The sequence below is a fragment of the Xanthobacter sp. NM-25 genome (assembly GCF_022138605.1).
Classification (GTDB): domain Bacteria; phylum Pseudomonadota; class Alphaproteobacteria; order Rhizobiales; family Xanthobacteraceae; genus Xanthobacter.
The window spans coordinates 452,820-474,734 of the sequence record NZ_JACBFS010000003.1 but is presented as its reverse complement, the minus strand read 5'-3'; the positions used below and the strand labels follow the sequence as shown (position 1 = coordinate 474,734).

20 protein-coding genes are annotated in these 21,915 nt (G+C 68.1%); 11 read left to right on the top strand and 9 right to left on the bottom strand.

Annotated features, from left to right (window positions below; translation table 11 throughout):
- Positions 1-113: 113 nt before the first annotated feature.
- Positions 114-2,936: an HD domain-containing phosphohydrolase gene (locus MEU52_RS10945; RefSeq protein WP_238121306.1), complete on the top strand. Its 2,823-nt coding sequence runs from the start codon at positions 114-116 to the stop codon at positions 2,934-2,936.
- A 6-nt stretch (positions 2,937-2,942) separates the two neighbouring features.
- On the opposite strand, the gene MEU52_RS10940 is transcribed toward MEU52_RS10945, so the two are convergent.
- Positions 2,943-3,725, bottom strand: a complete 783-nt coding sequence (locus MEU52_RS10940; protein ID WP_238121305.1) for an NAD kinase — start codon at positions 3,723-3,725, stop codon at positions 2,943-2,945.
- Positions 3,726-3,922: 197 nt separating this feature from the next.
- Here MEU52_RS10940 and cutA point away from each other — a divergent pair, with 197 nt between their 5' ends.
- Positions 3,923-4,285, top strand: coding sequence for a divalent-cation tolerance protein CutA (gene cutA / locus MEU52_RS10935; protein WP_238121304.1), 363 nt, complete (start codon positions 3,923-3,925; stop codon positions 4,283-4,285).
- 556 nt (positions 4,286-4,841) lie between these two features.
- Here the strand turns inward: cutA and MEU52_RS10930 are convergent.
- Positions 4,842-5,849 carry an MBL fold metallo-hydrolase gene (locus MEU52_RS10930; protein WP_238121303.1) on the bottom strand — a complete coding sequence of 336 codons (1,008 nt, stop codon included), beginning with the start codon at positions 5,847-5,849 and terminating at the stop codon, positions 4,842-4,844.
- 270 nt (positions 5,850-6,119) lie between these two features.
- Here MEU52_RS10930 and MEU52_RS10925 point away from each other — a divergent pair, with 270 nt between their 5' ends.
- Complete coding sequence (locus tag MEU52_RS10925; RefSeq protein WP_238121302.1) at positions 6,120-8,060, top strand: autotransporter outer membrane beta-barrel domain-containing protein; 1,941 nt, start codon at positions 6,120-6,122, stop codon at positions 8,058-8,060.
- 75 nt (positions 8,061-8,135) lie between these two features.
- On the opposite strand, the gene MEU52_RS10920 is transcribed toward MEU52_RS10925, so the two are convergent.
- Both MEU52_RS10920 and MEU52_RS10915 read right to left on the bottom strand, forming a co-directional pair.
- Positions 8,136-9,146 (bottom strand): amino acid ABC transporter substrate-binding protein, encoded by a 1,011-nt coding sequence (locus MEU52_RS10920; RefSeq protein WP_238121301.1) that lies wholly within the window; start codon positions 9,144-9,146, stop codon positions 8,136-8,138.
- A 46-nt stretch (positions 9,147-9,192) separates the two neighbouring features.
- On the bottom strand, positions 9,193-9,825 hold the full coding sequence (locus MEU52_RS10915; protein WP_238121300.1) for a L,D-transpeptidase: 633 nt from the start codon (positions 9,823-9,825) through the stop codon (positions 9,193-9,195).
- A gap of 379 nt (positions 9,826-10,204) precedes the next feature.
- On the opposite strand from MEU52_RS10915, the gene thrS reads away from it, so the two are divergent.
- Both thrS and MEU52_RS10905 read left to right on the top strand, forming a co-directional pair.
- Positions 10,205-12,178, top strand: a complete 1,974-nt coding sequence (thrS, locus tag MEU52_RS10910) for a threonine--tRNA ligase (RefSeq protein ID WP_238121299.1) — start codon at positions 10,205-10,207, stop codon at positions 12,176-12,178.
- Between the two features lie 270 nt (positions 12,179-12,448).
- A complete protein-coding gene (locus MEU52_RS10905) occupies positions 12,449-13,270 on the top strand; it encodes an outer membrane protein (protein WP_238121298.1) in 822 nt (273 codons plus the stop codon).
- Positions 13,271-13,290: 20 nt separating this feature from the next.
- On the opposite strand, the gene MEU52_RS10900 is transcribed toward MEU52_RS10905, so the two are convergent.
- Positions 13,291-13,659: a c-type cytochrome gene (locus tag MEU52_RS10900; RefSeq protein WP_238121297.1), complete on the bottom strand. Its 369-nt coding sequence runs from the start codon at positions 13,657-13,659 to the stop codon at positions 13,291-13,293.
- 96 nt (positions 13,660-13,755) lie between these two features.
- Entirely contained in the window at positions 13,756-14,838 is a 1,083-nt protein-coding gene (locus MEU52_RS10895) for a hypothetical protein (RefSeq protein WP_238121296.1), read from the bottom strand.
- A 193-nt stretch (positions 14,839-15,031) separates the two neighbouring features.
- Here MEU52_RS10895 and MEU52_RS10890 point away from each other — a divergent pair, with 193 nt between their 5' ends.
- Positions 15,032-15,595, top strand: coding sequence for a nitroreductase family protein (locus tag MEU52_RS10890; RefSeq protein ID WP_238121295.1), 564 nt, complete (start codon positions 15,032-15,034; stop codon positions 15,593-15,595).
- 9 nt (positions 15,596-15,604) lie between these two features.
- Here the strand turns inward: MEU52_RS10890 and MEU52_RS10885 are convergent, their stop codons facing one another.
- Positions 15,605-16,198, bottom strand: a complete 594-nt coding sequence (locus MEU52_RS10885; RefSeq protein WP_238121294.1) for a DNA-3-methyladenine glycosylase I — start codon at positions 16,196-16,198, stop codon at positions 15,605-15,607.
- Between the two features lie 13 nt (positions 16,199-16,211).
- Entirely contained in the window at positions 16,212-17,096 is an 885-nt protein-coding gene (ygfZ, locus tag MEU52_RS10880; protein ID WP_238121293.1) for a CAF17-like 4Fe-4S cluster assembly/insertion protein YgfZ, read from the bottom strand.
- 172 nt (positions 17,097-17,268) lie between these two features.
- Between ygfZ and MEU52_RS10875 the strand changes: the two genes are divergently transcribed.
- The 3 genes from MEU52_RS10875 to folK all read left to right on the top strand — a co-directional run bounded on the left by MEU52_RS10875 (position 17,269) and on the right by folK (position 19,588).
- On the top strand, positions 17,269-18,090 hold the full coding sequence (locus tag MEU52_RS10875; protein ID WP_238121292.1) for a bestrophin-like domain: 822 nt from the start codon (positions 17,269-17,271) through the stop codon (positions 18,088-18,090).
- Positions 18,091-18,230: 140 nt separating this feature from the next.
- Complete coding sequence (gene folP / locus MEU52_RS10870; RefSeq protein ID WP_238121291.1) at positions 18,231-19,067, top strand: dihydropteroate synthase; 837 nt, start codon at positions 18,231-18,233, stop codon at positions 19,065-19,067.
- 26 nt (positions 19,068-19,093) lie between these two features.
- On the top strand, positions 19,094-19,588 hold the full coding sequence (folK, locus tag MEU52_RS10865) for a 2-amino-4-hydroxy-6-hydroxymethyldihydropteridine diphosphokinase (RefSeq protein ID WP_337927111.1): 495 nt from the start codon (positions 19,094-19,096) through the stop codon (positions 19,586-19,588).
- Between the two features lie 273 nt (positions 19,589-19,861).
- Here folK and MEU52_RS10860 read toward each other — a convergent pair whose 3' ends face one another.
- The gene (locus tag MEU52_RS10860) at positions 19,862-20,068 is read right to left on the bottom strand and encodes a CsbD family protein (protein ID WP_238121289.1); all 207 of its coding nucleotides are present in this window, start codon (positions 20,066-20,068) and stop codon (positions 19,862-19,864) included.
- A 138-nt stretch (positions 20,069-20,206) separates the two neighbouring features.
- Here MEU52_RS10860 and meaB point away from each other — a divergent pair, with 138 nt between their 5' ends.
- Both meaB and MEU52_RS10850 read left to right on the top strand, forming a co-directional pair.
- A complete protein-coding gene (gene meaB, locus MEU52_RS10855) occupies positions 20,207-21,196 on the top strand; it encodes a methylmalonyl Co-A mutase-associated GTPase MeaB (protein WP_238121288.1) in 990 nt (329 codons plus the stop codon).
- Between the two features lie 30 nt (positions 21,197-21,226).
- Positions 21,227-21,817, top strand: a complete 591-nt coding sequence (locus MEU52_RS10850) for a pyroglutamyl-peptidase I family protein (RefSeq protein ID WP_238121287.1) — start codon at positions 21,227-21,229, stop codon at positions 21,815-21,817.
- The last annotated feature ends 98 nt before the right edge of the window (positions 21,818-21,915 follow it).

Genomic DNA, 21,915 nt, shown 5'->3' with positions numbered 1-21,915 from the left:
GGCGGCATGGAACAACGGCGATGGAGCGCACTCCGAACCAAGGGTGGTGATGGACCCGGCCGTCCTTCCGCCTGCCGCTGCTCATCGCTGCCGCGGTGGGTGCCGCGACCCTGATGACCTCCGCCGTCCTGATGTGGCAGGGCTGGCAGGCCGCGCGCGCGGCGCTGTTCTCCTCCGCGCAGGAAACCAGCATCTACATGGGGCGCCTGATCGACGAGAAGGCCCAAGGTCTGCTCGCGTCCGCCACCTTCACGCTTGATCACCTCGCCCACGACCCGGTGGTCACCGCCGCCACCCTCGACCAGCGCCTGCAGCGCCTCGCCGCCTTCGCCGACACGCTCCAGAAGATCCCCTTCCTGACCTCCGCTTATGTGGGCTACGACAATGGGGAGTTCCTGCTGCTGCGGCCGCTGCGCACGCCCGACGCCCGCCAGGCCTTCGCGCCCCCCGCCGATGCCGCCTTCCTGGTGCAAAGCATCACCCGCGACGGGCAGGGCCAGACGGTGAACGAATGGCGCTTCTATACCGAAGCGCTGCAGCTCGTCGAAACCCGCCCGCAACCGCCCACCGGCTTCGATCCGCGCACCCGCCCCTGGTATCGGGACGCCAGGAAGACCCCCGGCCGGCACCTCACCCTGCCCTATGTCTTCTTCACCACAGGTCAGGTCGGCGTCACCCTCAGCCAGCATCCGCAGGGGGATGCGGTGGTGGCCATCGACATGGAGCTGTCGGAGCTGAGCGCCTATCTGGCCGGCCAGCGCATGACGCCGCGCACGGAAATTGCCCTCACCAACAGCGACGGCACCCTGCTGGCCTATCCGGACGATAAGCGGCTGATCGCAACCGATGGCGCCGGGCCGCATCTGCGCGCGCTGCCGGACCTGGCGATCCCAGCGCTCACCCGCCTTGCGTCACCTCGCGTGACAACGGGGCGTGCCACCACCTTCGAGGTCGGTGACGAGACCTGGTTCGGCATCAAGCTGAAGATGGGCGCCACCGACGCCAACGTGATCGACCTGCTGATCGCCATTCCCGAGACCGATCTGCTGCGGCCGATCCGCGAGGGCCTCAACCGGCAGATGGGCGTGGCCGGCGGCTTCGCCGCGCTGCTGCTGGTGGTCGGCTGGGTCGGCGCCACCCGGCTCGGCAAAGACCTCAGCGACCTTTCCCTGCGGGCCCAGCGCCTGCAGCAGTTCGACTTCAGCCGACCCCTGAAGAGCCTCAGCCTCATCAGCGAGGTGCGACAGCTGGAAACGGTGCTCAATGAGGTGTGCACCACCGTCGAGAACTTCCTGACCACCATCGACATCATGGGCTCGGAAAGCCGGCTCGAGCGGATGATCGGCCAGGTGCTGCACAAGGTGGTGGCCGCCAGCGGCTGCACCTTCGGCGCCGTCTACCTGCTCAATTCCAGCGGCGACATGCTGGAGCTCACCGCCCTCGCCCAGGACGCCAGGGCGGACCAGACGGACGAGGCAGCGCATACACCGCCTGTCATTCCCGATCCGCAGCTGCCGCTCTCCGCCATCGCGCCGGGCCATCCGCCCATCGGCGAGCTGCCGCCGGGCACCACCCAGGTGGTGCTGCCGCTGCTGGATCGCAACCAGCGCCCCCTCGGCCTGCTGCTGCTCGACCATCCGGTGAACAGCAACTATGCCGGCCGCAACTTCCAGACTTTCATCGAGCGCCTGTCCGGCGCCCTGTCCACCGCCATCGAGACCCGCCGGCTGATGGAGGCGCAGAAGGACCTGCTGGATGGCTTCATTCAGCTCATCGCCGACGCCATCGACGCCAAGAGCCCCTATACCGGCGGCCACTGCCGGCGGGTGCCGCAGCTCGCCACCATGCTCGCCGACCGCATGAGCCGCGAGCGCAGCGGGCCCTATGCCGATTTCAATCTCGACGAAGAGCAGCGCTATGCCTTCCATCTGGGCGCCTGGCTGCACGATTGCGGCAAGGTGACGAGCCCCGAGCACGTGATCGACAAGGCCACCAAGCTGGAGACCATCCACAACCGCATCCACGAGGTGCGAACGCGCTTCGAGGTGCTGTGGCGCGATGCGGAGATCGCCCACCTCCAGCGCCACGCCGCCGGGGCGGATCCGGCCACATCCGCACGCGAGCGCGATGCGGTGCAGGCGCGCCTCGCCGACGATTTCGCCTTTGTCGCCCAGTGCAATGTGGGCGGCGAGTTCATGACCGACGCCGCCATTGCCCGCCTCAACGCCATCGCGGCCCAGACCTGGACCCGCCACCTCAGCGACCGGCTCGGCCTGTCACGGGCGGAGGAGGCCCGCCTCGCGACGGTTCCGGAGGCGCCGCTGCCGGCCAGCGAGCCGCTGCTGGCGGACCGGCCCGAGCACCAGGTGCCGTGGGGCCCCCACCGCCCGCCGGTGACCAAGGACGATCCGGCCAACACTTATGGCTTCGACATGGTCTTGCCCGCCCTCACCCAGAATGCCGGCGAGCTGCACAACCTCGCCATCCGCCGCGGCACGCTGAATGACGAGGAGCGCTTCAAGGTCAACGACCATATCGTGCAGACCTATGTCATGCTGCAGAGCCTGCCGTGGCCCGATGGCCTGAAGCGGGTGCCCGAGATCGCCGCCACCCATCACGAGCGGCTGGACGGCAAGGGCTATCCCCGCCACCTCGGCGCCGCCGACCTCACCACCGAGGACCGTGTGATGGCGCTGGCCGACGTGTTCGAGGCGCTCACCGCCGCCGACCGGCCCTACAAACCCGCAAAAACCCTCTCGGACTCCCTGCGCATCATGGCGGGGATGGCGCGCGAGGGGCATCTCGACCCGGTGCTGTTCCGCTATTTCCTGGAAAGCCGGCTGTGGGAGACCTACGCCACCCGCTTCCTGCGGCCCGAGCAGATGGACGTCGCCGACGTGACGCCGTTTCTCGACCCGCCCGCCAAGGCGGGCTGAGACACCTCAATAGACGAACTGCTCGCGCAGAATGCGCTCCTCAAGCCCGTGGTCGGGATCGAACAGCATGTCGATGGCGGAGGAGCGATCGAGCCGGGCCGAGACGGCGATGATGTCGCGTACCTCGTAATGGTCCGCCACCGCGCTCACCGGCCGCTTGTCCGCCTCCAGCACGGCGATGTCGATGCGGGCCTTGTCCGGCACCAGCGCACCGCGCCAGCGCCGCGGCCGGAACGGCGAGATGGGGGTGATGGCGAGCAGCGCCGTGCCCAGCGGCAGGATCGGCCCGTGGGCGGACAGGTTGTATGCGGTGGAGCCGGCCGGCGTCGCCACGATGATGCCGTCGCAGATGAGCTGGTCGAGCCGCACCTTGCCGTCGATGGAGACCCGGAGCTTGGCCGCCTGATAGGTCTGCCGCAGCAGCGACACCTCGTTGATGGCGGGCGCCTTGAAGCGGGTGCCGTGCTTGTCCACCACCTCCATCAGCAGCGGATAGATCTTCACGTGCTGGGCGGCGGCGAGCCGCTCCACCAGCCCATCCTCGCGGAAGGTGTTCATGAGGAAGCCCACCGAGCCACGGTGCATGCCATAGATGGGCAGGCCACGGTCACGGAAGCGATGCAGGGTCTGCAGCATCAGCCCATCGCCACCGAGGGCGACGATGACATCGGCGTCATCCTCGGAGACCGCCCCGTAGCGCGCGATCAGGCGCTCACGGGCGGCGTCGGATTCCGGCGTCTGGCTGGAGACGAAGGCGATCCTCTTGAAGGCACCAGGGACATCGATCATGGATCGGACGTTCACAAACGGCGGCGCGGGGCCGCGACAGAGGGCAAGATCGCTGTTCCCCCTCTAATCCTCCCCTTCCGTCTTGTCGAGCCGGGCGCGTGCGGACCCGGGGCGCGCCGCCATGCGATGACAGCGACGCTCCCTTTCGGCATGCTCCGGCAGGGCGACAGCAGCGGAACCGCGACAGGGAGGCAGAAATGGCGCGACATGATCCCGACCCCAACGAGGCGGCCGGCCCGGCGGTGCTGATCTACACCACCTTCCCCGCGCTCCAGCCGGCGCAGGAAACCGCGCGCCTGCTGGTGGAGCGGCGGCTGGTGGCCTGCGCCAACATCCTGCCCGGCATGATCAGCATCTACCGCTGGGCGGGCGAGCTGGAACAGGCCGAAGAGGTGGTGCTGCTGCTCAAGACCACCGCCGCGCGGGCGCAGGCCGTGGTCGCCGAGGTGCGCGCCTTCCACCCCTATGAGCAGCCGGCTGTTCTCACCCTGCCGGTGAGCGGCGGTGACGCCGGCTATCTGGCCTGGATCGCCGCCGAAACCAGGCCGGACGCGGAGTAAGCCGGCCTCGGGTCAATCCCAGGCAAATGATACCAAAGACATCGCCCGGCCCACCCCTCGCCCCGCCACCACCGCAAAGCCCTCTCCCGCCTGCGGGGGAGGGTTGGGAGGGGGAATGGCGCGACGCCTCCCCCTGGCCACACACCATCCAAGCGCCGAACACTCCCCGCACCGCACGACGCGACACCGGCGTCGGGCCCCCTCCCCAGCCCTCCCCCGCAAGCGGGAGAGGGAGCAGCGACGGCACAGTCAGGGAGGACACTGAAACGCCCGGCGCACCAGGGCAGCACGACCCCTCGCCCCGTCACCGCCACAAAGCCCTCTCCCGCTTGCGGGGGAGGGTTGGGAGGGGGAATGGCCCGACGCCTCCCCCCGGCCACACCATCCAAGCGCCGAACACTCCCCGCACCGCACGACGCGACACCGGCGTCCGGCCCCCTCCCCAGCCCTCCCCCGCAAGCGGGAGAGGGAGCAGCGACGGCACGGTCCGGGAGGACATCGACACGCGCGGTAGGTCAGGGCAGAACCCTTGCCGCTCAGCGGAAGCGTGATCGGGCTACAGCACCGGCTGCCACAGCACCGGTACATAGCGGAAGCCATCGCCCTCCTTGGCGAGATAGGCGGCGCCCGGGAAGGGGAAGTGATAGCCGGCCACCTTCATCTTGTCCGCCGAGAGGCGGTCATAGACCTTCCGGCGCGCGGCGGCGGCCTTGTCGCCGTCCATGTCGAAGGTGACCTGCCAATCGGGATGGCGCACGAACAGGGCCGGAATGTTGGTCACGTCCGACTGGATGAACAGCGCGTCGTTGCCCGAGGCGAGCTGGAAGGAGGTGTGGCCGGGCGTATGACCCGGGGTGCCGACCGAGGTGAGGCCCGGCGCCAGTTCCTTGTCCCAGGCATAGCGCTCCACCTTGCCCTCGAACGGCTTGAACACCCGTCGGACGTTCTGGAAGCCGCCCTTGAGACCGTCCGGCGCGCGGCTCATCTCGCCATCGTCCATCCAGAACGCCCATTCGGCTTCCGGCACCATCACCTGCGCCTTCGGAAAGGCGGGGGTGCCCTCCGCCGTCACCAGGCCGTTGATATGGTCGCCATGGAAATGGGAAATCACCACCTGGTCGATGCTGGCCGGGTCCACGCCGAGGGAGGCAAGGGTGCCCTGCAGCAGCCCCACCGGCCCCTTGGCCGGGCCATTGCCCGTGTCCACCAGCACCCGCCGATCGCCGATGTCGAGCAGCAGAACGGTGAAGGGAATGGAGAGCTGGTCGGCGGGCAGGAAGGCCTCGGAGAGCGCGGCATTGACCTCCGCCTTGGGGGCATTACGCACGAATCCATCCGGCATGGGAAAGGTGCGCATGCCGTCGCTGATGGCCGTGACGATCACATCGCCCACCTTGTAGCGGTAGGCGCTCGGCACCTGCCCCGCCGCCGGCGCGGCCGCCTGAGACGGAGCTTGGGCAGCGGCCGGCGTGGCGCTGAGAACGGCGGGCAGCGCCCCCGACAGGGCACCGGCGGTGGCTCCAGCGGTGCCGGCAAGCAGCGTGCGGCGCGACAGATCGGTCATCGGTATCCTCTTCGCCCTGTGAACGAACCCGCCGGATCAGCGCCGGCGGCCGCAGCCTAGCCATCGGGCGCCACCCGGTCGATGCCGCTTGGGAAGCCATGCGCTCACATGCCCGCGAGCAGCGCCAAACATGACCAAAATGCGGCATTCTTCCCCAGGGTCGGGACCGGCATGCTCAGACCTCACACCAGCACGGATGGGAGACCCATGAGCAGCATCGGGGGCGGTTGTCGCAAGGGCCGGCACAGGATCGGGCGGCGGATGTTGCGGATGGCGGGGCCGCTCGCGGGCGCGCTCATCAGCGCAAACGCCGCCCAGGCGCAGTCGCAATGGGACAGCGTGATCACCAATTCCAACTGGTACGTCTCGGTGCCGCAGATGCTGGCCTATGGCTCCTCCAGCACCAGCTTCGCCGATCCCTTCCCGGTGGGCGACCAGACCCTGTGGGCGCTGGGCACGTCCACCGATGGCGTGTTCACCGGCACTTCATCCGCCGAGCTGGCGGTGGGCCCCGTCACCACCACCTCCTCCATGTCCATCCAGGGCTATGTGTCGCCGTCCGGCCAGATCACCATGCTGTTCACGGATCCGGACACCGGCCTCGTCACCGTCGGCCTCGGCATGATGCGCGAGGTGGATGGGGTGACCACCATGGAAATGCAGATGATCACCGGCACCAGCCTGCTGGTGACCCACTGGGCCTATATGCTGCCCTATGATCCGGCCACCTTCACTCCGCCCTCGGCCCAGGTGGTGCCCAGCAACGCCTCGCCCCAATGGGCCTGGACCGAAGGCACACCCTGGCGGGTGATCAGCACGGCCCTGTTCGGCACCACCGCGCCGGGCCGCTTCGTGATCACCGATTACAAGAGCGGCTATTTCTGGGGCCAGGGCATCGGCCCCGACGGCGCGCGCTTCACGCTGATCGGCTCCATCACCCCCGAAGGCAAGGTGCTGTTCTCCGCTTTGCCCAGCGATGATCCCCAGCTCACCAACCTTTATGGCGATGTCAGCGGCTCTGCCGCAGGGGCCGCCATGCTGCTGGGGGAATATGATTCCACCGGAACCTTCACCGGCGATTTCGCCCTGACCACTTTGGTGCAGCCCTATGCGCTGACCCTGCGGGCCATGGGCAACCCCGCCCCCCTCGGCGCCGCCCAGGTGCTCTATGGCATCGACGGCACCCTGGCCGGCCTGTTCGGCCCGCTGGCCCCGGCCCTCGGTGTGCTCGACGGCCTCACCGGCCCGGCCCTGTCCGCGGCCCTGAGCCAGACCCTGCCGACACTGGCCGGCAATGCCGCCCGCGCCACCTACGACACCCAGCGCGGGCTCCAGCAGATCGTCGCCGGGCGCCTCGCCACCCGCACCAGCGGACCGGGCGATGACACCCAGGTGTGGCTGCAGCCGTTCGGCGGCTTCGGCAGCCAGTCCACCCAGTCGGGCTATGCGGGCTACAGCGCCTCGGGCGGCGGCGTGGTCGCCGGTGTCGATCGCGCGGTCAGCGGCGACCTCACCCTCGGCGCCCTGTTCGGCTACGCAGACACGTCGCTGACCGGCACCGCCATCGGCGCCCCCAGCAGCCTCGACATTTCGAGCTATGCCGTCGGCGTTTACGGCAGCTATGCCCTGCGGCCGGGCCTTGCCCTCGATCTCGCCCTCGACGGCGCGCTCAACACCAATGGCGCCCAGCGCGCTCTGGGTTTCATGGGCACCACCGCCCGGGCCGACTATGACAGCACCACGCTCCACGCCGGCGCCGCCCTGCGCCAGAGCGTGGCGCTGGCGACCGACCTCACCGTGGAACCCAGCCTGCGCGTCGATTACGGGCGGGTCGATGCCGGCGCCTACACGGAGACGGGCGCCGGGGCGCTGAACCTCCTCGTCGACAGCCAGAGCTATCAGGAGCTGATGCTGGGCGCCGGCCTGCGCGGCACCTATCGCCTCGCCGCGCCGGTGAGCCTCACCGGCTATGTGGGCGCGGGCTACAATGTGCTGGACACCGGCGCCTCCATCAGCGCCGCGTTTCTCGGCGGCGGAACGCCGTTCCTGACGCCGGGGGCCGACCTTTCGCCCTGGCTGTTCACCGCCGGCGCCGCTCTGGTCGGCACCAAGGTGGGCGGGCTGGACCTCAAGATGAGCTACGATCTGCAGGTGAGCCCTTCCGGCCTCGTCAACCAGATGGGCGCTTTGAGCCTGCGTCTCGCCCTCTGAGGGGGAGACGACCAGCAAAAAGGCCGGGCGCCCCACGGCACCCGGCCTTTTCTTGATCCGTGCGGAGACGTCAGATCAGCGGATCGGCGGGGCGTAGAGAATGCCGCCCATGCTCCACAGCTGGTTGATGCCGCGCGGGATGCCCAGCTTGGAGGCGGCGCCCACGTTGCGCTCGAAGCTCTCGCCGTAATTGCCCACGGTCTTCACCGCCAGCACCACGAAATCGTTGGGCAGGCCCAGCGACGCGCCATTGTCGCCCTCGACGCCCAGCAGGTGCTTCACGTCCGGCTTCTGGGACTTCAGCGCCTCGTCCAGATTGGCGGAGGTGACGCCCAGTTCCTCGGCATTGATGAGGCCGTAGAGCACCCACTTCACCGCGTTGAACCACTGGTCGTCGCCCTGGCGCACCACCGGACCGAGCGGCTCCTTGGAGATGACGTCGGGCAGCACGATGTGATCGGCCGGCTTCTTCATGTTGAGGCGCAGGGCGTAGAGCTGCGAGACGTCCGTGGTGAGAACGTCGCACTTGCCCTCTTCATAGGCCTTCACCATGTCGGCGGAGTTGGGCACCGTGACCAGCTCCAGCGTCATGCCGTTAGTCTTGAAATAGTCCTCGGTGGCGGCGGCGGCGGTGGTGCCGGTCTGCACGCACACCTTGGACTTATCCAGCTCCAGCGCCGAGGTGAGATTGCGCGACGCCGGGACCAGGAAACCCTGGCCGTCATAATAGGAAATGCCGGTGAACAGCAGGCCGAGCTTGCCTTCCCGGTCCAGGGTCCAGGTGGAGTTGCGCGAGAGCAGGTCCACCTCGCCCTTCTGCAGAGCGGGGAAGCGCTCGTCGGCGGAGAGGGGAACGAACTTCACCTTCTCGCCATCGCCCAGCACGGCGGCAGCCACGGCGCGGCACAGGTCCACGTCGAAGCCGGTCCAGCGCCCGGAGGCGTCGGGCGCCGAGAAGCCGGGCAGGCCCTTCGACACGCCGCAGACGAGTTCGCCACGGTCCTTCACGGTCTTCAAGGTCTGCGCATGCACGCCCGTGGACACGAGCGCGGCGGCACCGGCCAGAAGGGCCAGGATCCTCTTCATGAAAGCCCCCGGTTCAGGAGAAAGGATGAAAGAAACAGCGCCACCCTCAGAGGGTGGCCTGCTGACGCACGATGACCTTGGTGCCCACCGGAACCCGCTGATACAGGTCCATGATGTCGGAGTTCACCAGGCGGAAGCAGCCGGACGATACGGCGTAGCCGATGGTCTGCGGCTGGTTGGTGCCGTGGATGCGGTAGACGGTGCCACCGATATACAGCGCGCGGGCGCCCATGGGGTTGCCCGGGCCGCCGGCCATGAAGCGCGGCAGGTAGGGCTGGCGCTGGATCATCTCCGCCGGCGGCCGCCAATCGGGCCATTCCGCCTTGCGCACGATGGTCTTGAGCCCCGACCACTGGAAGCCGTCGCGACCGACGCCGATGCCGTAGCGCATGGCGCGGTTGTTGCCTTCCACGAGGTACAGGAAGCGCTCGTTGGTGTTGATGATGATGGTGCCCGCCGGCTCGGTGGTCCGGAAATACACCGGCTGGCGACGGAACGCGGGATCGAGCTGCGCCTCGTCTTCCTCGGACGCCACGAGGCCCGGCTGATCGCCGATATCCATGGTGGCGCCGGGGGCGCCGCGCTGGCCCGTCTGCGCCTGGCTCACGCCGGCGCCCGCCAGAAGGCCGACCTGAATCAGGGCGGCGAAGGTCAAGGTCTTGAACGTCGTGGAAATCATTCCCGCCTCATCTTTCGCGTCCCTTCGGGAGCGGTTGTTGTTGCCGGAGAGGGCTTAAGCGCGACTTAACGCTGCGATTGTTCCTCTCCGCCCGTCCCCTCATGCGCCACGTCGCCGGTTTCCTCCAACAAGGTAAACCAGCCGGCAGACTCCACAACCCCACCCCCGATTAGCTGACCCGGGACGGCGGGGAAAGGGGGAGCCCCCAGCGCCGATGCCGCGTTTTGATCACAACTCCTTCATCCGTGCTTGGCCGGCGACGTCAGAGTGCGCCGCCGCGCTCTCTGGACGCGCCGCCCCCTTCCCGACTAAAAGATGCGCCCCATATGGGAACTTGAGCCTACCTGCGTGGTCCGCAGGAGTGGGCAGGAGGACTGTGATGATTTCCTTGACCTTCCCCGACGGCGCCAAGCGCGACTACGCCGAGGGAACCTCCGGCGCCGATATCGCCGCCGCCATCTCCAAATCCCTGGCCAAGAAAGCGGTCGCCGTCACCCTCGACGGTGAGCTGACCGACCTTGCCGCCCCCATCAGCCGCGACGCGAAGATCGAGATCGTCACCCGCGACGACCCGCGCGCGCTGGAGCTGATCCGCCACGATTGCTCCCATGTGATGGCCGAGGCGGTGCAGGCCCTGTGGCCGGGCACCCAGGTCACCATCGGCCCGGTGATCGAGAACGGCTTCTATTACGATTTCGCGCGCAACGAGCCCTTCACCACCGAGGACCTGCCGGTCATCGAGAAGAAGATGCACGAGATCATCGCCAGGGACCGCCCCTTCACCAAGGAGGTGTGGACCCGCGACGAGGCCAAGCGCGTGTTCGCCAACATGGGCGAGAACTACAAGGTCGAGCTGGTGGATGCCATTCCCGCCGACCAGGATGTGAAGATCTACAAGCAGGGCGAGTGGTTCGACCTGTGCCGTGGCCCGCATCTGCCCTCCACCGGCAAGATCGGCAACGCCTTCAAGCTCATGAAGGTGGCCGGCGCCTATTGGCGCGGCGACAGCAACAATCCCATGCTGACGCGCATCTACGGCACCGCCTGGCACGACGAGAAGGAACTCGCCGCCTACCTCCACCGCCTGGAAGAGGCGGAGAAGCGCGACCACCGCCGCCTCGGCCGGGAGATGGACCTGTTCCACTTCCAGGAGGAGGGCCCCGGCACCGTCTTCTGGCACCCCAAGGGCTGGACCCTGTTCCAGGAACTGGTGGCCTACATGCGCCGGCGCCTCAAGGCCGACTACCAGGAGGTCAACGCCCCGCAGGTGCTGGACGCCGAGCTGTGGCAGACCTCCGGCCACTGGGGCTGGTACAAGGAGAACATGTTCAAGGTGCAGTCCGCGGGCGATGAGACCAAGGACGAGCGGGTGTTCGCCCTGAAGCCCATGAACTGCCCCGGCCATGTGCAGATCTTCAAGCACGGGCTGAAGAGCTATCGCGACCTGCCCATGCGCCTCGCCGAGTTCGGCGCGGTGCATCGCTACGAGCCCTCGGGCGCGCTGCACGGGCTGATGCGCGTGCGCGGCTTCACCCAGGACGACGCCCACATCTTCTGCACCGAAGAGCAGATGGCGGCCGAGTGCCTCAAGATCAACGACCTGATCTTGTCCACCTATGCCGACTTCGGCTTCGACGAGATCATCGTGAAGCTCTCCACCCGGCCGGAAAAGCGGGTCGGCTCCGATGCGGTGTGGGACCACGCCGAAGAGGTGATGACCCGGGTTCTGAAGCAGATCGAGGAAGCTTCCGGCGGGCGCATCAAGACCGGCATCCTGCCGGGCGAAGGCGCCTTCTACGGGCCGAAGTTCGAATACACCCTGCGTGATGCCATCGGCCGTGAGTGGCAGTGCGGCACCACCCAGGTGGACTTCAACCTGCCCGAGCGCTTCGGTGCCTTCTATGTGGACGCCGACGGACTGAAGAAGACGCCGGTGATGATCCACCGCGCCATCTGCGGCTCCATGGAGCGCTTCACCGGCATCCTCATCGAGCATTTCGCCGGCCACTTCCCGCTGTGGCTGGCGCCCACCCAGGTGGTGGTCGCCACCATCACCTCGGACGCGGACGATTATGCCGCCGAGGTGGTGGCCAAGCTCAAGGCGGCAGGCCTTCGGGCCGAGGTCGATCTGCGCAACGAGAAGATCAACCTCAAGGTGCGCGAACATTCGCTGGCCAAGGTGCCGGTGCTGCTAGTGGCGGGCAAGAAGGAGGCGGCCGAAGGCACGCTCTCCATCCGCCGCCTCGGCTCCAACGCCCAGGAGAGCGGCAGCCTCGACCAGGTGATCGCCGCTCTGGTGGACGAAGCGGTGCCGCCGGACCTGAAGCGCAAGGCTCTTGCCGCCGCGGCCTGACCGCCGGCGGCCCCGAGATGAACCCCGGAGCCCCCAGGCTCCGGGGTTTTCTTTTGCCCTGGCGAAAATTGGCCCTGCCACTTCAGGATGTTGCCACAACCGTGGAGACCGTCCCAACTTTGGCCTGGGCGGGTGGGATTTGCAGAGATTCGGAAGGCCGGCGAGCGAGATCATCGCCCGTCCGAGACCGGTTTGATCTCCCCGGCTCAGCCCTGGGGGATCATGATGCGTGCGGCGATGGGGTTGGCCCTGGTGGCCGGTACAGTGACGATGGCGGGCTCCGCTTGGGCGCAGACGAGCCCGGATGGCGTTCCCCATAAGGGAATTTTCGCCGGCGCGGGCGCGGCGCTCAACTTCTCCACCTTCCCCAACCAGGATGTGTTTGGCCAAGGCCTGTCGCAGATCTACCAGGGCAGCGATTTCATCGCCCGCGGCGAAGCGGGCGGCTCCACCTCTCCCTATCTCTCGTTCCAGTTCGACATCGCACCGGTGTTGCAGCTCGGCTATTTCGAGCGCTTCTCTGGAACGTCCTGGCTGTGGGGCGCCAAGTTCACCTACAATTACCTGAACTCAGCTTCGACGCAGAACAACTTCCTCATTCCTCAGGCCGGCTATTATGGCGGAACGGTCAGCGGCGCCATGGACGGCAACGTCTATGCCCATAGCTACACCATGACCGCGACCAATCAGTTCGCCCTGGTGCCGTTTCTCGGCTACAGCTTCGACAAGAGCTTCATCTATGCGGGTGCAGGCCCCACCCTCACCCAGGTCAAATCGGACCTGAATGGCCTGATCGGCTTCGCGGCCTTGTTCGGCGAGCATCTGGACCTCACCGGTGCCCCCCGCAGCTTCTCCAGCACCAACTGGGTGTGGGGCGCAACACTGTCCACCGGCGTGACTTATTTCTTCGCCAAAGACTGGTTCATCGACCTCAATTATACTTATACGATGTCGACCACGAAAACGAACACCTTCGCCAGCCCGTTCAACACCACCCATAACGGCTACACCTTCTCTGGCGTAGCACTGGGCACGTATTCGGGCACCACCAACGTGCAGGCCGTGATGGTGTCCATCAACAAAGTATTCTGAGATCGTGGGGCCCTTATGCCCTACTTCTTCAAGCTCTCGAAATAGGCCGCGAGATCGCGGGCTTCGGCACGGCTGAGGGAGACCTGAGGCATCTGCGGATGCGGGCTCAGGAGGCGGAAGGCAAGCCAGGGCGCGCTGAGCTCCGCGTTACCGGCGGCAATGGCGGTGAAGGATGGGGCATCGCTCTGGGCCGTCTTCTGATTTGCGTCCACCACATGACAGCTGGCGCACCAGCGGTTCGCCAGCGCCTGGCCGGCCGCGGCATCGGCGGGCTCCGCCGCGTGGGCGGCGACGCCACCCGACAGAACAAGCCCCAGAGCAAGGGCGCACGCCAGGCGCCCGGCCCGAGCCTGCGGCGCACGAATGGAACGAAGCGGGGAAGAACTCACGGCCTGGCCTCTTTCGGCTGGGGAGAGTGATGATGCATCGGCGTGTCGCTCACGTGGGGCCGGCGCGGCGCCCGCCTGAGCAGTGGGTGATCCCTCCTATTGGATCACCACATCGAGTTCCTGGTCCTTGCCCGCCTCGACCTTGAAGTCGCGGCTGAAATTCTTGCCGTTGTGACGACCGATGGCGGTGTAATCCCCCTCCGACAAGACGAAGGTGGGAAAGGCGCCGATGGATTCCTTGATGGTGTCCCCGCCGGGGGTGATGACCGTCCACTGGGTGTCGGGCTGTGCCTCGCTGCCCTTCTCCTTCACCAGCTTCAGGCTGATCTGGGCGGCCCGGTGGTGCATGGTGGCATCGGTGAGCTTGCCCGGCACCACGTTCACGTCGGCCCGCACCACCGCGTTGGCATCACCATAGGTGGAGACCACGTGATAGGTCCCCTCCGGCAGAATCACCACCTCACCCGCATTGGCGCCGCGATAATAGGGCTGGCTGGAGGTGCGCCCCTGGAGAAACGAGCCCTCGAAAATATCGAAGGTCAGCTTTTGCGGGGAAATGGCCTTGTTCTCCACATCCGCCTGCAGACGCAGCCCGCCGGCCGGCAGCGAGAACGCCTCCCGTCGAGACGCGGGTCCCACGGTGATGCGCTGCGCGGTGTTGGCCAGCCCGTACGACAGATGCACGATGTAGCCACCGGGCGTGAGGAAGAAGACCGGCGCGGCCTCGGCACTCTCGGCCACCAGAGGAAAGGCGCCCGTAGTGCCCTCGGGCTGGTCGGCGAACACCCGCCAGATGAGCCCGCGCGGCACGGTGGCGCCATCTTCGCCATAGCGCGCGAACACGCCGAGGGCGACCTTGCCCGCCGGCGCCGTGGGCAGCACCGCATGGGGCTCACGCGGGGCCACCGCGCCCGGTGCCAGCAAGGCCGAGCGCGGCGCGCCCGGTGCCGATGGTGCGGCGAACGGCCCGGCCTGTGGCGGCGTCGCCGACGAGCCCAGGAACTGGAGGCTCTGCGCCGAGGCAAGCGGCGCGGCCATCATCGCCGAAAGGGTGCCCGCGGACAGGGCCAGAGCCACCAGCCCGGCGCGAAGACGCCGCCGGCCGGAACCGACATGGTGGCCGGGGCGGGTCATGAGGCGCGGGGCGAGGCGCGCAATCCGGTGAAGCAGGACGGTCATGGTTCTGAGGTGCACAAAATTCAGGGCGGTTTCAAGTCGTCGGCACACCGCATCGACCCTGCCCCTGCGCGAGGGGGCCACGCGGCCCCGGCGGGTTCAAACCCACCGGTAATGCCCCTATAGATCACCAGTGCTTTCCCTGTCCTTTCCGACCCGGCATTCGCCGCGCGTCCCATTCCTTTGAAGGCTTGCCATGCCCGACGCTCTCGACCTGCTGCGCACGCGCCGTTCCTCCCGCATCATGGACCTCGCGGAGCCTGCCCCCACCGCTGCCGATCTCGACACCATCCTCACCATCGCCGCCCGGGTGCCGGACCATGGCAAGCTTGCCCCCTGGCGCTTCATCGTGTTCGAGGGCGAGGGCCGCGCCCGCGCCGGCGAGGCTTTCGCCAAGGTGCTGGCGGCCAAGGATCCGGAAGCGAGCGAGAAGCGGCTGGAGGAGGAGCGCCACCGCTTCCTCAGGGTGCCGCTGGTGGTGGCGGTGGTCTCCAGCGCCGCGCCCCATGTGAAGATCCCCGAATGGGAGCAGCTCCTGTCCGCCGCCGCCTGCTGCCAGAACATGCTGCTGGCCGCCCTGGCGCTAGGCTATGGCGCCACCTGGATCAGCGAATGGCCGACCTATGATGCCAACGCCCGCGCGGCTCTGGGCCTTGCCGCGCATGAGCGCATCGCCGGCTTCATCTATATGGGCACCCCCGCCCAGAAGATGGAGGACCGCCCGCGGCCGGACCTCGGGCAGATCGTCACCCGGTTCTGAGGCGCTCCTTCAGTCCCGCCGCGCGCAATGGCAGTCGGCCAGGTGGTCATCCACCAGGCCGCACGCCTGCATGGCGGCATAGACGATGGTGGGGCCGCAGAATTTGAAGCCCAGGCCCTTCAGGCGCTTGGACAGGGCCTGCGAGGCCGGCGTCTGCGCCGGCACGTCGGCGATGCGGCGGGGGTGGTTCACCTGAACCCGGCCATCCACCGCCTCCCACATGAGATCGGCAAAGGCGATGCCTTTCTCCTGAAGGTCGAGATAGGCGCGGGCGGAGAGCACCGCCCCTTCGATCTTGGCGCGGTTGCGCACGATGCCGGCATCCTGCATGAGCGCTTCCACCTTCGCCGCATCATAGCGGGCAATGCGCTCCGGCTCGAAGCCATCGAAGGCGCGGCGGAAATTGTCCCGCTTGCGCAGAATGGTGATCCAGGCGAGGCCGGCCTGGAACCCATCCAGCAGCACTTTCTCGAACAGCGCCCGGCTGTCATGCTCGGGCACGCCCCATTCGGTGTCGTGATAGGCCATGTAGAGCGGGTCGGTCCCACACCACGGACAGCGCAAGCGTCCATCCGCGTGCTGCAACGCCTCACCACCGCTCATAAAGATCCTCCTGTCAGGGCGCCTTGGATGCCTTGAATTTCTGGTCGAGGGCGCTGACCTTGCGCTCCCATTCGAGCGAGAAGTCCGCCCAGGCCGGCGGTTTCAGCTCCACCTCGACCCCGCCGGCGGTGAGGGGCACGCCCTCGGCGCGGGCATCGGTGACCCGGTCGAGCCGGGCGGTGACGATGGCATGGCCGCCGTCCGCCGACATTACCCGGCCGATGGCCTTGTCGCCGGCCATGATCTCGGTGCCGACTTCCGCCACGCCGGGAAACTCGGCTTCCACCAGGCGGTTGCGGGCGGTGGTGCGGTGCTCCATGCGGCTCACCACTTCCTGGCCTACATAGCAGCCCTTCTTGAAATCCACCCCGCCCAGCTGGTCCATGTCGGCCTCATGGGGGAAGGTCTCGCCATAAGCGAAATCGGGTCCGCCCTTGGGAATGCCGAAGGCGATGCGGTGGGCCTCATAGGCCGCCGCATCGGCGGGCAGCGCCTCCGCCACGGCGCGCGGCACCACCACACGCTGGCCGAGGGCGGCGAGGCGCGGATCGGTGAAAGCCACGCCCTCGGGCGCCACCGCGTCACCGAACACGGCGACCACGGCGCTGTCGTCCGCGGTCTCGAACGCCACCTTGGCCCGCAGGCGATGGAAGGTGAGGCGCTTCAACAGGTCTTCGACCCGCTCGGCCGGCGCGTCGAACAGGAAGCTCTCCTCGCCATCGCGATAGAGCAGGAAATCGGAGATGATCTTGCCCTGGGGGAACAGCAGCGCCCCGTAGCGGGCCTCGCCCGCGGCCATGGTGGCGACGTTGCAGGTGATGACGCCGTGGAGAAACTTGGCGGCCTCGGGGCCGCTGGCACGAATGAGCGCACGATCGGTCAAATGAACGACGGGCATGGGGCCGTCCTTTCTGAAAGAATGACCAAGATGTAAGCCGAGCCTTCCCGCCCCTCAAGCCCGCCGGCGCACAGCGGGCACCGCAAGCGGTTGCGGGCGAGCGACCGGTCGCGCACCATGACACCAGCGAGGGCGCCCGTCGGCGGTGCGGGGCGAGGGTAAGGATTTTCGCATGATCTCCTGGGCAGTGGCGCCGCTGGCGTTCGTGGCGATGTTCACCGGCGCGTTCCTGGCCATGGCGCTGGCCCGTTCGGCACCGGAGGACTTCCTCTCGGACAACACCCGCGACACCCTCAAGGTGACCGTGGGGCTCACCGCGGCCATGACCTCGCTCATCCTCGGCTTCATGACCACCTCCATGCGCAACAGCTATGCGGCGACCGAGGAGGACGTGCAGCAATATGCGGTGAGCGTGCTCGCAACCGACCTGGAACTGCGGCACTTCGGCGCCGCCGCCTGCCCCGCCCGGCAGGAGCTCGGGCGCTATGTGCGCCTGCTGCGCAGCGAAACCTGGGGTCGCGGCAAAGCTCCCGCACCCCCGGCCGGTGCGGCCAGCGGGATTGGCGGACAAAGCGAGGCAACCGCGCAATTGCTGCGTCTCGACGAGGCGGTGCGCGTGCTGGTACCTGCCACCGACGATCAGAGGGCGAGCCGCAGCGCCGCCATCGACGGCATCAAGAGCCTTCTGAACCAGCGCTGGAAACTCAGCCGCGATGCGCAAAGCAGCATTCCCCGCCTGTTCGTGGTGGTGGTGATCTGCTGGCTCGCCCTCATCTTTTTCAGCTTCGGCTGGTTCGCCCCGCGCAACGTGCCCGGAATCACGGCACTGGTGCTCTCCTCCATCTCCATCGCCGCCGCCCTGTTCCTGGTGGTGGAGATGGGTGAGCCCTTCTCCGGCCCCATGCAGATCGCCGCCACGCCGCTGGTGGACGTCATGCACACCATGGAAAGCCACCCCTGCCCCGGCACGACCGCACCCGCCCCTGCCGGCTGACCGCGACCCCGCCGGGCAACTGGACTTGCAGCGCACGTGCGCCGGACTTGCGCCGGACTTGCGCCAGACTTACGCCAGACTTACTTGCGCCGGCCCCCTCCAGGGGTTTCAGTGGGCGCGACCTTTGCAGCGATCCGGCTATGACACACGCTCTTCCCCGCACCCTTCTCGCCCGTGACCGCGCCATTCCATTGGGCCCGCGCACCCTCATCATGGGCATCCTCAACGTCACGCCCGATTCGTTTTCCGACGGCGGCCGCAGCGCCCAGGTGGACGACGCGCTGGTCAACGCCCGCCGCATGGTGGAAGAGGGCGCGGACATCCTCGACATTGGCGGCGAATCCACCCGACCCGGCCACACGCCGGTTTCGGCGGACGAGGAATGGGCCCGCATCGCCCCGGTGCTGGAGGCGCTGGCGCCGGAAAATGCCGCACCGGTTTCGGTGGATACCTACAAGGCCAATGTGGCCGCCAAGGCCCTCGCGGCCGGCGCCCACATCGTCAACGACATCTGGGGCTTCGCCTTCGATCCCGACATGGCGCGGGTGGTGGCGGATTACGGCGCCGCCGCCGTCATCATGCACAATCGCGCGCAGGTGGATGAGGGCATCGACATCATCGCCGACATGCTGGACTTCTTCGCCCGCGCCCTGGACAAGGCCGATGCGGCGGGGGTGAGCCGCGACCGGCTGGTGCTCGACCCCGGCGTGGGCTTCGGCAAGACCTTCCCGCAGAACCTCGCCGCCGTGCGCCGGCTCGGCGAATTGCGGGTGCTGGGCCTGCCGCTGCTGCTGGGCACCTCCCGCAAATCGCTGATCGGCAAGGTGATCGACACCACGCCGGCGCAGCGCCTGCCGGGCACCATCGCCTCCAACGTCATCGGCATCATGGCCGGGGTGGAGATCATCCGCGTGCACGACGTGGCCGAGCATGTGCAGGCGGCACGGGTGGCCGAGGCCATCCGGGACGTGCCATGACAAGCGCTGACGTGACAAGCGCTGACGTGACAAGCGCTGACAGGACGACCGCTTACCTGTGCCTCGGGTCCAACGTAGGCGACCGTACGGCGACGCTCGCGCTGGCTCTGGGCGTGCTGGCGCGGGCCGGCCTCACCATCCGCGCCCGCTCCTCGCTTTATGAAACCCCGCCCTGGGGGCCCATTCCGCAGGGGCCCTATCTTAACCAGGTGGTGGAGGTGGAAAGCCCGGTTCCCGCGCGCAGCCTGCTGTTTCTCAGCCTGCTGGTGGAGCGCATGCTGGGCCGCGACCGCAGCCGCGAGGTGCGCTTCGGCCCGCGCCGCATCGACATCGACATTCTGCTGTTCGGCGCGGCGCAGGTGGCCGAGCCGGATCTGGAAATCCCCCACCCCCGTCTGCTGGAGCGCGCCTTCGCGCTCGTGCCGCTGGTGGAGATCGCCCCGGCCATCACCATCGGCGGGCAGAGCGCGGCGGCCGCCCTCGCCGGGCTCGACCGCAGCGGCATCCGCGCCGTGGCATAACACACCGTGGCATAACGCACCGTCGCATAACGCACCGTCGCATAACGCACCGTCGCATAACGCACCGTGGCATAAAAAGCCCCCACGCCGACCAGCGGCGCGGGGGTTGGAGGCACACGATGTCAGGCCCTGAGGGTCACGCGCCTGACAACCGGTGCAATGGAAAGCGTGTCATGCCGCCGGCCCCGGTCTTCGACCGGTCTCAAACGGGCTCTCTCAAGCCCCGGACGGGCTTGGCCAAAGATCCATGAGCCGCGCTCATGGATCTTTGCATCAGTGCGGGCGCATGTTGGCGGTGAAGGTGTCCACCTGCCGTTTCACCTCGTCCTTGGCATAGCCGTAGCGCTGCTGCAGCTTGCCCTCCAGCGCTTCCCGATGGCCGGCGATCTCGGTCAGATCATCGTCGGTCAGCTTGCCCCACTGGGCCTTCACATTGCCGGTGAACTGCTTCCAGTTGCCTTCGATGCGATCCCAATTCATGGCTCACCTCCGTTCGCGTTGATGACACCTTCTCAACGCCCTCCCACCCGACGGGTTCCCCTTTTCGGGAATCCCCGGTACGGACAAGGTCTGCGCGCGGCGGCATGAACTGCGCGGATAAGCTGAGGACGAGGCGTGATGACAGCAGCGCGGACCGAGGATGATGCCAAGCTCGCCGAAGGCGTTGTGAAGGGCGAGCGGGCCGCGCTGGCGCGGGCCATCACCCTGGTGGAATCCCGCCGCGCCGACCATCGCGCCCGCGCCCAGGCCCTGCTGCAGGGCCTGCTGCCGCGCACCGGCGGTGCCTTCCGCGTGGGCATCACCGGCGTGCCCGGGGTGGGCAAATCCACCACCATCGATGCGTTGGGCACCTATCTCACCAGCCTTGGCCACAAGGTGGCGGTGCTGGCGGTGGACCCCTCGTCCAGCCGCACCGGTGGATCCATTCTCGGCGACAAGACGCGCATGGCGCGCCTGTCAGTGGATCCGCGCGCCTTCATCCGTCCCTCGCCCTCCAGCGGCACCTTGGGCGGCATCGCCGCCAAGACCCGCGAGACCATGCTCTTGTGCGAGGCCGCCGGCTTCGACGTGGTGCTGGTGGAAACCGTGGGCGTCGGCCAGTCGGAAACCGCGGTGGCCGACCTCACCGACACCTTCCTGGTGCTGATGCTGCCCGGCGCCGGCGACGAACTACAGGGCATCAAGAAAGGCGTGCTGGAGCTCGCCGACATCGTCGCCGTGAACAAGGCTGATGGCGACAACATCCCCCGCGCCCGCGCCGCCGCCAGCGAATATCGCGCCGCCTTGCACCTTCTGGGGGCCCGGCAGGCCCATTGGTCGCCCCCCGTGCTCACCTATTCGGCCCTGACCGGCGACGGCATTGCCGAGGTGTGGGGCCAGGTGGAGCTGCACCGGCAGAAATGCGAGGCCGCAGGCACCTTCGCCGCCACCCGCCAGGGCCAGCAGGTGCGCTGGATGTGGACCCTGCTCAACGAGCGGCTCGCGGAAAAAGTGACCACCGACCCGGCGGTCAAGGCCCGCCTGCCGGCGCTGGAGCAGGAGGTGGCGGCCGGCACCCTAGGCCCCGCCCTCGCCGCCGCCGAGATCGCCCACCTCATCGGCCTGTAACTCCGCCGGTCGCTTGCCGGAGGCGCCGCCATGACCCGCCGCCTGCTCATCTGCGCCTTCGGCCCGTTTCCGGGGGTCGCGGCCAATCCCGCCGAGGCCATCGCCCGGGCCCTGGGGCGACGGCGCTGGCCGGGCGACATTGCGGTGACGGTGGAGATCCTGCCCACCCGCTGGGCGGTGCTGCGTCGCCTGCCGGCGCTGCTCGCTCGCCACGCCCCCGACGGCGTGCTGCTGCTGGGCGTCGCCGCCCGCCGCCGCGCGCTGTGCGTGGAAACGCGAGCCGTGAACCGCGCCACCGATCGTCCCGACGCCATCCGTGCCCACCCCGATCACCACCAACTGGTGGCCGGCGGGCCAGCTGTGCGCCGCACCACCGCCCGGCCCCGGCCCCTGCTGGCCGCCGCCCGCGCCGCCTTCACCCCCGCCCGCCTGTCGCGCGATGCCGGGCGCTACCTGTGCAACGCCAGCTATTTCATCGCTCTCGAAAGCCTGCCCGCCGTGCCGGTGGTGTTCGTGCATGTGCCGGGTCTGCCCCGCGGCAGCCCGCGGCCACCGGCGGGGCTGACCCGGGCCTGCGCCGGAGTGGTGACGGCGCTCGCGGCGCAGGCCCGGCGATCGTGAGGCCGCGGCGCGCGTGGCGGTGATGTTTGCGATTTTCTCGCCGCGATGGGCCCGTCGTCCTTCTCATCGCCGCAGCGATGGCTTAAAGCCCGCCACAG

Bases quoted from the DNA above. Each gene is read 5' to 3' on its own strand.
- MEU52_RS10945 (WP_238121306.1), top strand. From the start codon at position 114: ATGACCTCCGCCGTCCTGATGTGGCAGGGCTGGCAGGCCGCGCGCGCG.
- MEU52_RS10920 (WP_238121301.1), bottom strand. From the start codon at position 9,146: ATGAAGAGGATCCTGGCCCTTCTGGCCGGTGCCGCCGCGCTCGTGTCC.
- MEU52_RS10940 (WP_238121305.1), bottom strand. From the start codon at position 3,725: ATGATCGATGTCCCTGGTGCCTTCAAGAGGATCGCCTTCGTCTCCAGC.
- MEU52_RS10850 (WP_238121287.1), top strand. From the start codon at position 21,227: ATGACCCGCCGCCTGCTCATCTGCGCCTTCGGCCCGTTTCCGGGGGTC.
- MEU52_RS10875 (WP_238121292.1), top strand. From the start codon at position 17,269: ATGATCTCCTGGGCAGTGGCGCCGCTGGCGTTCGTGGCGATGTTCACC.
- MEU52_RS10905 (WP_238121298.1), top strand. From the start codon at position 12,449: ATGGCGGGCTCCGCTTGGGCGCAGACGAGCCCGGATGGCGTTCCCCAT.
- thrS (WP_238121299.1), top strand. From the start codon at position 10,205: ATGATTTCCTTGACCTTCCCCGACGGCGCCAAGCGCGACTACGCCGAG.
- MEU52_RS10860 (WP_238121289.1), bottom strand. From the start codon at position 20,068: ATGAATTGGGATCGCATCGAAGGCAACTGGAAGCAGTTCACCGGCAAT.
- folP (WP_238121291.1), top strand. From the start codon at position 18,231: ATGACACACGCTCTTCCCCGCACCCTTCTCGCCCGTGACCGCGCCATT.
- meaB (WP_238121288.1), top strand. From the start codon at position 20,207: ATGACAGCAGCGCGGACCGAGGATGATGCCAAGCTCGCCGAAGGCGTT.
- cutA (WP_238121304.1), top strand. From the start codon at position 3,923: ATGGCGCGACATGATCCCGACCCCAACGAGGCGGCCGGCCCGGCGGTG.
- ygfZ (WP_238121293.1), bottom strand. From the start codon at position 17,096: ATGCCCGTCGTTCATTTGACCGATCGTGCGCTCATTCGTGCCAGCGGC.
- MEU52_RS10915 (WP_238121300.1), bottom strand. From the start codon at position 9,825: ATGATTTCCACGACGTTCAAGACCTTGACCTTCGCCGCCCTGATTCAG.
- MEU52_RS10930 (WP_238121303.1), bottom strand. From the start codon at position 5,849: ATGACCGATCTGTCGCGCCGCACGCTGCTTGCCGGCACCGCTGGAGCC.
- MEU52_RS10885 (WP_238121294.1), bottom strand. From the start codon at position 16,198: ATGAGCGGTGGTGAGGCGTTGCAGCACGCGGATGGACGCTTGCGCTGT.
- MEU52_RS10895 (WP_238121296.1), bottom strand. From the start codon at position 14,838: ATGACCGTCCTGCTTCACCGGATTGCGCGCCTCGCCCCGCGCCTCATG.
- MEU52_RS10890 (WP_238121295.1), top strand. From the start codon at position 15,032: ATGCCCGACGCTCTCGACCTGCTGCGCACGCGCCGTTCCTCCCGCATC.
- MEU52_RS10925 (WP_238121302.1), top strand. From the start codon at position 6,120: ATGGCGGGGCCGCTCGCGGGCGCGCTCATCAGCGCAAACGCCGCCCAG.